This window comes from Mesorhizobium sp., assembly GCF_024509055.1.
Classification (GTDB): domain Bacteria; phylum Pseudomonadota; class Alphaproteobacteria; order Rhizobiales; family Rhizobiaceae; genus Mesorhizobium.
Window position 1 is genome coordinate 1 of the sequence record NZ_JANINM010000052.1, and the last position, 6,247, is coordinate 6,247.

Below are 6,247 nucleotides of genomic sequence, written 5' to 3' on the forward strand. Positions count from 1 at the left end.
GCGCGCCTGACGTCGCCGGCGAGGAAGCCGCGGCCGAGCGGCGCGAACGGCACCAGGCCGATGCCCAGCTCCTTGAGCGCCGGGATGATCTTGGGCTCGATGTTGCGCTCCCACAGCGAATATTCGCTCTGCAGCGCCGACACGGGGTGCACGGCATGCGCGCGGCGGATGTTGGCGATGCCGGCCTCCGACAGGCCGAAGAAGCGCACCTTGCCTTCGGCCACCAGTTCGCCGACGGTTCCCGCCACATCTTCCATCGGCACGGCGGGGTCGACGCGGTGCTGGTAGAGAAGGTCGATGCGGTCGGTATCGAGACGCTTCAGCGAAGCCTCCACCACCGCGCGGATGTGCTCGGGCCGGCTGTCGAGGCCGGTGCCGGCCTGCTTGCCATCCTTGATCAGGAAACCGAATTTCGTCGCGATGGTCACCTCGTCGCGCCGGCCCTTCAGCGCGCGTCCAAGCAACTCCTCGTTGATGAACGGCCCATAGACCTCGGCCGTGTCGAGGAAGGTGCAGCCGAGCTCGATGGCCCGGTGCAGCGTGGCGATCGACTCCGCCTCGTCGGCCGGCCCGTAGGACTGGCTCATGCCCATGCAGCCGAGGCCGACGGCCGAGACTTCGAGCCCCTGGCTGCCGAGCTTTTGTTTGGCGAGGCTCATCCTGTCTGTCTCCGAATTTGCAATCCGGCTAAACTATAGGGCCGTGGCTGAACGCGTCCAGCGCTTCGGGCTTGCCCGCCATTTGGGATTGCCTGGCGAATGAAATTGCCATTGATTGATTTCAGCGAGCTTCGGGGGGAGGATGAATGCTGATTTTCATTGTGGCTGCGATATTCGGGGGTATCGGGGCTTATTGGGCCAATGCGAAGAACCTCAATCCCGTCACGTGGGGCGTGGTCTGCGCCATATTCCCGCTGATCGGATTGTTCTTGCTGGCCCTCCGCAGGTCCCGGCCGGCCCCGCAGCCGACTTCGGCGACATTGCCCCTGGCCATCACGCGAAAGATGGCCGCCGAACGGGCCGATGACGGCAGCCTGGCCTCGTTGAGCGAGGCTGACGTTCGGGCTTCCGGCAAGATCAAGGACGTCACATGGACCTATTTCGGCGACAATTTCTACGTCGGCGAGAGGCAAGGGGTGCGAAAGCGCTTTGCCACGATAGATGACCTGAAGGCCTTCTTCGGGGTGTGATGCATCGCGTGCATGGAGTGTCGCTCAAGCCATCGGCAGCATCCGGCGCATGATCAGCGAGGCGTGGCCGCCGACGCCATGCGCGGCCGGCCGGCGCTCCACCACCTCGAAGCCGTGCCTGCGGTAGAAGGCGATCGCCCTGTCGTTGCCCTCGATCACCTCCAGCGCGATCGACGGAATGCCGGCATGGGCGGCAAGCACGGCATGCAGGAGATCGACGGCGAGCCCGGTGCCGAACTCTTCCGGCTCGACGTGAAGCCGGTCGAGCATGACGTCGCCTTGTCCATCCATCGCCGCCATCGCGTAGCCTGCGATCGAGCCGTCGGTGCGCTCGGCCACGAAGGACATTTTGTCGTCGTCGGCAAGTTCGGCCGCCAGCTTCTCCGGCGCATGCTTCTCGTCGGACAGCCGCGCGGTGTTTTCCTCACCCATGATCGGCGAATAAGTGCGCCGCCAGGACCCGCCCAGAAGCTGTGACACGGCGCTGAGGTCGTTCGCCGTCATCGCGCGGATGTGGGTCATTGTGTTCTCCCTTGCTCGCCGACGCGGCACCCTTCCGCGCCTGTCGGAGGCTTGGCCGGAGGCGGCTGCCGGATCCCTCTGAACGGATTGGCGGCGGCAACTGTTCCGATGTTGCGCCGCACAGGTTTCCACGGCGCGTCGAGCCAGCCGCCGCCCACGCTCCCGGATCGCGAATAATCCCATGATTACAGCGCGTTGAAAATAAGACGGGCGCCGATAAATTCCGGACCGGCGCCCCCTTGAAACCCCTTCGCCCGAGACTAGTTGCGTTAGGCGGCGAGGCCGGCTGGAGAGCCTTGTTGAGGGAGGGTTCCAATGGTTGCCAAGGAAGTGAAATTCCACTCCGAGGCCCGCGACAAGTTGCTGCGCGGCGTCGATATCCTGGCCGACGCTGTGAAGGTGACGCTCGGGCCCAAGGGCCGCAACGTCGTCATCGACAAGTCGTTCGGCGCTCCGCGCATCACCAAGGACGGCGTGACGGTGGCGAAGGAAATCGAACTTGCGGACAAGTTCGAGAACATGGGCGCGCAAATGGTGCGCGAGGTGGCGTCGAAGACCAGCGACATCGCCGGCGACGGCACCACCACCGCCACGGTCCTTGCTCAGGCCATCGTGCGGGAAGGGGCGAAGGCCGTGGCCGCCGGCATGAACCCGATGGATTTGAAGCGCGGCATCGACCGGGCCGTCGAGGTGGTCGTCGCCGAGATCAGGGCCAATGCGCGCAAGGTGACCCGCAATGACGAGATCGCCCAGGTTGGCACCATCTCGGCCAATGGCGATGCCGAGATCGGGCGCTTCCTGGCCGAGGCCATGCAGAAGGTCGGCAACGAAGGCGTCATCACCGTCGAGGAGGCCAAGACCGCCGAGACCGAGCTCGAAGTCGTGGAAGGCATGCAGTTCGACCGCGGCTATTTGAGCCCTTACTTCATCACCAATCAGGACAAGATGCGCGCCGAGCAGGAGGAAGCCTATCTGCTGATTCACGAGAAGAAGCTCTCCAACCTGCAGGCGCTGCTGCCGATCTTGGAGGCGGTGGTGCAGTCGGCCAAGCCGCTGCTGATCATCGCCGAGGACGTCGAGGGCGAAGCGCTGGCGACGCTGGTCGTCAACAGGCTGCGCGGGGGCCTGAAGGTCGTCGCCGTCAAGGCGCCCGGCTTCGGCGATCGCCGCAAGGCGATGCTGGAGGATATAGCCATCCTCACTGGTGGCCAGGTCATCTCCGAGGATCTCGGCATCAAGCTGGAGAATGTCACGCTCGCCATGCTCGGCCGCGCCAGGCGGGTGAGCGTCGAGAAAGAGACCACCACCATCGTCGACGGCGCCGGCGCAAAGCCCGACATCGAGGGCCGCGTCGCGCAGATCAAGCAGCAGATCGACGAGACCACCTCCGACTACGATCGGGAGAAATTGCAGGAACGGCTGGCCAAGCTTGCCGGAGGCGTGGCCGTGATCCGCGTTGGCGGCTCGACCGAAGTCGAGGTCAGGGAACGCAAGGACCGCGTCGACGACGCGTTGCACGCCACCCGCGCCGCGGTGGAGGAAGGCATCCTGCCGGGCGGCGGCGTGGCGCTGCTTCGGGCGGCAAAGGCGCTCGACGGAGCCGTCGCTGACAATCCGGACCAGAGGACCGGCATCGACATCGTGCGCCGCGCGCTGGAAACACCGGTGCGCCAGATCGCCGAGAATGCGGGCGCCGAAGGCTCGATCATCGTCGGCAGGCTGCGTGAGAACGCTCAATTCTCGTTCGGCTGGAACGCGCAGACCGGCGATTACGGCGATCTCTACGGCCAAGGTGTCATCGACCCGGCCAAGGTGGTGCGCACCGCGCTTCAGGACGCCGCTTCGATCGCCGGCCTGCTCGTCACCACCGAGGCGATGGTGGCGGAAAAGCCGAAGAAGGAGCCTGTGCCGGCAATGGCCCCGGGGGCGGGGATGGATTATTAGGCGAAATTTGACCTTCGCCGGTCGCGGCGATCCCGGCAAATTGACTCGCTCTCCGCTCTCCGCCATCCTTATGGAACCGTCCTTCGAGCGGCAGCGTGTTGCGAGTGAGGCCATGGCCAGTCCCGTCGCCAGAGAAAATTCCCGCCGCGCCGCGGTGAAGCAGGCGCTCGAGCGGCATAAGGTCTATGTCACCGCGCAGAGCTTTTCCGGCGGCGCCTACAGCGCCCGCGTGCTGGTCGACGGCGAGGCCTATTGGGTCGATGAGTTCCGGCTCTCGCAGCTGAGGCAGGGGCTGACGCCCGCCGAGCTGGAACTGACGCCGGCCGCCGACGATTGAGCATTTGCGCATGACGACGGCCAGGCTGGCGGGACAGCGCCCCCCTCTGTCCTGCCGGACATCTCCCCCACAAGGGGGGAGATCAGACGTCGCGCCTGCCTTCGCCAATCGCCAACGTTGTAAAGGGAGCGCCGGCGCCGGAACTGCCGATCTCCCCCCAAGTGGGGGAGATGTCCGGCAGGACAGAGGGGGGCGCGAAGGAACGCGGCGTTTGTCTTTGGTTCCCCCTGCCTAGTCATGCCCACCAAACTCACGCCCTACCGCGCCAAGCGCGAATTCTCCCGCACGCCAGAGCCCGCCGGCGGCACGGCGGGTGAAGGCTCCAATCGCTTCGTCGTCCACAAGCACCACGCCACCGCCGACCATTATGACCTGCGCCTCGAAGTCGGCGGCGTGCTGAAGAGCTGGGCGGTGCCGCGCGGGCCATCGCTCAACCCCGCCGACAAACGCCTCGCGGTGGAGACCGAGGACCACCCGGTCGAATATATCGACTTCGAGGGCGTCATCCCCGAGGGCGAGTATGGCGGCGGGCCGATGATCGTGTGGGACACCGGCACCTGGGCGCCGATGGAGGATGTCGAGAAGAGCCTGCGCACCGGCGCCTTCAAGTTCCGCCTGGCGGGTCAGAAGCTCAATGGCGGCTGGATGCTGACCAGGCTGAAGCCCAAGCCCGGCGAGGATGAGGCGAAGAAGAACTGGCTCCTGTTCAAGGAGCGCGACCTCGCCTCCGACACCAAACTTGACATCCTCGAAACGCGGCCCGAAAGCGTGAAGTCGGGCCGCCGCATCGAGGAGCTGGTCGCGCCGGCGAAGAAGCCGGAGCGCCTGCCGCTGAAGCGCGGCGCGCTGAAGCCCGGGGCGCTGGCGGGAGCGGTGAAAGGCGATCCGCCAATCCGCATCGAGCCGCAGCTTGCGACGCAAGTGCAGAAGCCGCCGGGCGGCGATGATCCCGCCGAGCGCACCGGTGAACTCTGGCTGCACGAGATAAAGTTCGACGGCTACCGCACCATGGCGCATGTCGTGGATGGAACGGTGAGATTGATGACCCGCGCGGGCATCGACTGGACGAAGCGCTACGGCGACCTGCCGCAGGCTTTTTCGCGGCTGCCGGTGAGCGAGGCGATCATCGACGGCGAAATCGTGGTGCTCGACGAAAAGGGCATCTCGCGTTTCGCGCTGCTGCAGGACGCGCTGGCCGAGGGCGCCGGCTCGAAGCTGCATTTCTACGCCTTCGATCTTCTCCACCTCGACGGCTGGGACCTGCGCAAGGCGCCGCTTACGAAGCGCAAGGCGCTGCTTGCCGAGCTGCTCGCCGGCCAGGCCGCCAATTCCGCCATCCAGTATAGCGACCATGTCGAGGGCGACGGCCAAGGGCTTTTCGACCACGCCTCGGACCTTGGGCTGGAAGGCGTCGTCTCCAAGCGCGCCGACGCCATCTACATCAGCGGCCGCACCAGAAGCTGGACCAAGGCCAAGGCGCAGAAGACCGACGATTTCGTCATCGCCGGCTACACCGTGTCGGATCGGGCGGAAGGGCTGGCGGCGCTGGGCATGGCCGAGTTCGAGGATGGCGAGTTGCATTATCGCGGCAAGGTCGGCACCGGCTTCGACCACGACATGGCGCGGGACCTGCTCGCCCGGCTGGAGCGGATGACCGCCGGCGCGACGCCGCCCGAAGGCGCGCCGCGCGAGGTGATGCGCGAGATGCATTGGGTGAAGCCGCTGCTTTCGGCCCGCGTGCGCTATTCCAACCGCACCGCCGACAACGCGATCCGCCACGGCGTCTTCCGGGGCTTGCGCGATGTCGGCGGGCTGACCACGCCGGTGCCGGTCAAGCGCAAGCGGCTGATCGCGGAGTCCGATCTCGCCACCATCTGGGTCACCAATCCGGAGCGGCGCCTGTTCGGCAAGACCGGGCCCACAAAACTCGACATCGCCGTCTATTACGCGCTGGTTGGCGACTTCATGCTGCCGCACATCATCGGCCGGCCGGTGTCGCTGGTGCGCTGCCCGACCGGCAAGCCGCAGGACTGCTTCTTCCAGCGCCACGCCTTCACCGGCATGCCGCCTTCGGTGGCGGTATTCGAGTCGACCAACTCCGAGGGCGAGACGAAAACCTATCTGTCGGTCGAGGACGCCAAGGGCTACCTGGCGCTGGCGCAGTTCGGCGTCGTCGAGTTCCACACCTGGGGCACGCATCGCCAGAAGCTCGACAAGCCCGACCAGATCGTCTTCGACCTCGACCCGGGCGAGGG

Annotated in this window: 6 protein-coding genes; 4 read left to right on the plus strand and 2 right to left on the minus strand. The window is 66.0% G+C overall.

The window, feature by feature from the left end:
* Positions 1-659, minus strand: a 659-nt coding sequence (locus Q0L57_RS03530; protein ID WP_296737969.1) for an aldo/keto reductase, incomplete at its 3' end; no start/stop codon positions are given.
* A gap of 146 nt (positions 660-805) precedes the next feature.
* On the opposite strand from Q0L57_RS03530, the gene Q0L57_RS03535 reads away from it, so the two are divergent.
* On the plus strand, positions 806-1,189 hold the full coding sequence (locus Q0L57_RS03535; protein ID WP_296737971.1) for a hypothetical protein: 384 nt from the start codon (positions 806-808) through the stop codon (positions 1,187-1,189).
* A 24-nt stretch (positions 1,190-1,213) separates the two neighbouring features.
* On the opposite strand, the gene Q0L57_RS03540 is transcribed toward Q0L57_RS03535, so the two are convergent.
* The gene (locus Q0L57_RS03540; protein ID WP_296737973.1) at positions 1,214-1,711 is read right to left on the minus strand and encodes an N-acetyltransferase; all 498 of its coding nucleotides are present in this window, start codon (positions 1,709-1,711) and stop codon (positions 1,214-1,216) included.
* Between the two features lie 315 nt (positions 1,712-2,026).
* Here Q0L57_RS03540 and groL point away from each other — a divergent pair, with 315 nt between their 5' ends.
* The 3 genes from groL to ligD form a co-directional block, all read left to right on the plus strand.
* On the plus strand, positions 2,027-3,655 hold the full coding sequence (gene groL, locus Q0L57_RS03545; RefSeq protein WP_296737975.1) for a chaperonin GroEL: 1,629 nt from the start codon (positions 2,027-2,029) through the stop codon (positions 3,653-3,655).
* A gap of 112 nt (positions 3,656-3,767) precedes the next feature.
* Positions 3,768-3,992 carry a hypothetical protein gene (locus Q0L57_RS03550; RefSeq protein WP_296737978.1) on the plus strand — a complete coding sequence of 75 codons (225 nt, stop codon included), beginning with the start codon at positions 3,768-3,770 and terminating at the stop codon, positions 3,990-3,992.
* A 237-nt stretch (positions 3,993-4,229) separates the two neighbouring features.
* Positions 4,230-6,247, plus strand: a 2,018-nt coding sequence (gene ligD / locus Q0L57_RS03555) for a DNA ligase D (RefSeq protein ID WP_296737980.1), incomplete at its 3' end; no start/stop codon positions are given.

What these genes read in the sequence shown, in the direction of transcription:
- Q0L57_RS03550 (WP_296737978.1), top strand. Translation starts at nt 3,768, where the DNA reads ATGGCCAGTCCCGTCGCCAGAGAAAATTCCCGCCGCGCCGCGGTGAAG.
- Q0L57_RS03535 (WP_296737971.1), top strand. Translation starts at nt 806, where the DNA reads ATGCTGATTTTCATTGTGGCTGCGATATTCGGGGGTATCGGGGCTTAT.
- Q0L57_RS03540 (WP_296737973.1), bottom strand. Translation starts at nt 1,711, where the DNA reads ATGACCCACATCCGCGCGATGACGGCGAACGACCTCAGCGCCGTGTCA.
- groL (WP_296737975.1), top strand. Translation starts at nt 2,027, where the DNA reads ATGGTTGCCAAGGAAGTGAAATTCCACTCCGAGGCCCGCGACAAGTTG.